Annotated in this window: 4 protein-coding genes; all 4 read left to right on the top strand. The window is 46.8% G+C overall.

What is annotated here, in order from left to right:
• The coding region (locus DFR44_RS11220) for a DUF2345 domain-containing protein (RefSeq protein ID WP_133621654.1) at positions 1-1,332 on the top strand (1,332 nt) is incomplete at its 5' end.
• Positions 1,332-2,012, top strand: coding sequence for an alpha/beta hydrolase family protein (locus tag DFR44_RS11225; RefSeq protein ID WP_133621655.1), 681 nt, complete (start codon positions 1,332-1,334; stop codon positions 2,010-2,012). The genes DFR44_RS11220 and DFR44_RS11225, both read left to right, overlap by 1 nt.
• Positions 2,013-2,085: 73 nt before the next feature.
• Positions 2,086-2,547: a hypothetical protein gene (locus tag DFR44_RS11230; RefSeq protein WP_133621656.1), complete on the top strand. Its 462-nt coding sequence runs from the start codon at positions 2,086-2,088 to the stop codon at positions 2,545-2,547.
• Between the two features lie 47 nt (positions 2,548-2,594).
• Positions 2,595-2,881 (top strand): hypothetical protein (locus DFR44_RS11235; protein ID WP_211336969.1); only part of this gene is annotated, 287 nt, incomplete at its 3' end.

Genomic DNA, 2,881 nt, shown 5'->3' on the forward strand with positions numbered 1-2,881 from the left:
AGCGCCGCCAACCTCACCGACACCGCCGCCGCGGTACAAGGCAAGCTCGCCCTCAAAGGCGCATTCAGCCAAGCGGTCAACGGCGCGATGGGCGGTATCGCCAGCAACAGCGTCAGCGGTTTAGCTGAAACCTCCAACAACAGCACCGCACAAGCCCTCAACGGCCCACTGGGCAGCATGCTCAGTGGCGTTCTGAGCAACAGCCTGAACCAAACCACACAAAGTGCCCTAGGCGAAGCCTTCGGCGCAGGGTTCAAAGACGCCCAGCTCGTAGGCCTCAGTCCAGACGCTGCACAAAGCATCGCCGACAAAGCCGTGGCCCGCCACATGGCCAGCGTGGCCAGCAGTATGAGCCAAGCCAGCGCCAGTGCCGCCCAAGCGGCCTTGGCTGCAGGCTTGAACATGGTCGATGGCAATGCCGCACTCTTGGCGCAACATGCGGACAATCCAGGTTTACTGGCCGCCATGCAACGTGCCTCAGACGAAGCATTCAAAGCCAGTTTACCGCAGAGCAGCCACAGCGCACTCAACACATCGCTCAAAGCCGCCGCCGACCAAAGCCTCAAAGGCGCACTCAAGAAACTCCCCGAAGCCGAAGCCCCACCGCCCGCAGAGCATGGCCTCAACAATCAAGGCAAAGGTCAAACCAAAGAGTTCACCGCCCCACACCTGCTCATGCACGGTGTCGCAGGCGTCCAAGTCACCACACCACAGAGCGTCCACATCGCCAGTGGTCAACACACCGCTCTCACCAGTGGGCAAGACCTCTCCGTCAGCGTCGGCAAACGACTCGCTGCATCGGTTGCCAAAGGCGTCAGTTTCTTTACACAGAGCCTAGGCATTAAACTATTTGCCGCCAAAGGGCCTGTTGAGATTCAGGCGCAGAGTGATAATATTGAAGTGATTGCAGAGAAGATCATTAAAATCATCTCTGCCAAGAAGAGCATCGAGATTGCCGCCAAAGAAGAAGTACTCATCACCGCTGGTGGCTCCTACATCCGCATCAACAAGAGCGGGATTGAAGAGGGTACACCAGGGCAATGGAAGGCTTGGGCGGCAGATCATGATTTGCCAGGGCCGAAGGCGTTGCCGTATAAAATGCCAAAATTTGAAGGCGATTTTAGTCATCAGTTTGAAATAAAAAATGAAAATACAGGTAAGTTGTTATCAAATCTTCCTTATTTTATTGAGTGTGGTAATGGACTCACGTTCTCTGGAATTACAGATGAAAACGGCTTGACAGAGCGAGTTGTTACCTATGGAGAAAAAGATGTGAAAGTTTATTTAGGCACACGAGCGGAGAATAAAATGAATGGTCAGGAGAGCTTATAATGACATATCATGCGGTTGCAACAACCAAAAAAAATGAACCAACCACAACCGTCACGATTAACAGGAAAGCTGTTATTTTCTGGATTGGCGGTGCTGGAGATAAGAAGATGTACGCTTTTTCAGGGCCCAACAAGAACATTGTATATGCTCAACAAAAATTCATTGCGAGAAAAAACAATGAGTTAATCAGCAAAATAAATGCAATAAAGGAGGAGTATCTTGGATATTACGAAATTTATGAAACTGATGATATTAAGAAGAATGTGATCGATAAGATTGCTAAAGATGACCTCGTTTATATCATTGGTCACAGCCTTGGCGGCTGGAATGGCGCGTACATCACAAGAAAGCTAGCTGAGAAAGGCATTACGACAACAATGCTAATTACCTTAGACCCAGTTGGTGTGGGGGCTGGTGTGGCAATTGTATCGAACATTTTTTGGAAAACTCCAAAAGTTCGAGCTAATAAATGGATTAATGTAGGTTGCTCGGGTAAAAGTTATGATTTCTCTGATTTTGTTGCAGATTTGGGTAGTCAATGGCGACCAGTTTCTGGGCCAACAGTGAATGCCAAGGTTGATTTATATCATTTGGATGCTGATCTTATTTTTACTGCACCAATTCAAGATGGTAAATCAGCTTTGGACTTCTTAATTGAGTCTCTGAGAAGTGATTTATGAGGTAGTTGAAATGAAAAGAAAATTTTTAAGACTTATTGTATTGATGTTAAGTGCTTTTTTAATGGAGGCTTGTATGGCAGTTTATCAAAAACCAGTGGCTAAACTGTACTATGTTAGTTTTAAGGCAGATGGTAAAACGAATTTTGCATTGAGTTTTTATTCAGATATTGACTTGCCAAACTTATTTACACGCAGAGAGTCATCAGGAAGATTGTTAGCCTGTCCACTTGAGCAAGGGAAAAAAATATTCCCAGAGGAGGGCTACGTAATGTCCGCTATATTTGACAATATTGAGCCAAACTACAGTTTTGATAACAATAAAAACTTATATTTTTATTCTGAGTCTGTCAGGTTTGTGGATACAGATAACGCCTGGGCTGAAGTTGGCAAAGATAAAGTTCGCGCTTTGTTGAAAAATCAGAAAACAGTTAAATGTAAAGTTATAGCTCCTATCTATCTAGGGGGGCACTATGAATCAGAGGTTATGGAGATTCCTGTTAGTGATATCTTAAATACTCTTGATTCCCCTATGTGAATAAAAAATAAAACCGTACCTTGTACATATATAAACTCGGAGAAGCCATGGCCAATCACCGCACCATCAGTTTAAGCGGACCGAAGATACCTGTCAGCAGCATGGGTACACGCTTAATCATGTTCAGCCAATTAGACGGCACGGATGGTGTGAATGAGCTATTTGACTACCGCGTGATTGTGTACAGCCGCGATGAATACGGCCAAGGCATGCTCGACAGTTATATCTCAGAGGCGGCTGCCCAAGCAGGCGACGCCGTTGGCAGCAACTGGGACGTCGAAGCCCTCATCGGCTCCGCCGTCACCATCGCCATCGAACAAGACGGTCGCATCGA

Source organism: Hydromonas duriensis, assembly GCF_004363775.1.
Taxonomy (GTDB): domain Bacteria; phylum Pseudomonadota; class Gammaproteobacteria; order Burkholderiales; family Burkholderiaceae; genus Hydromonas; species Hydromonas duriensis.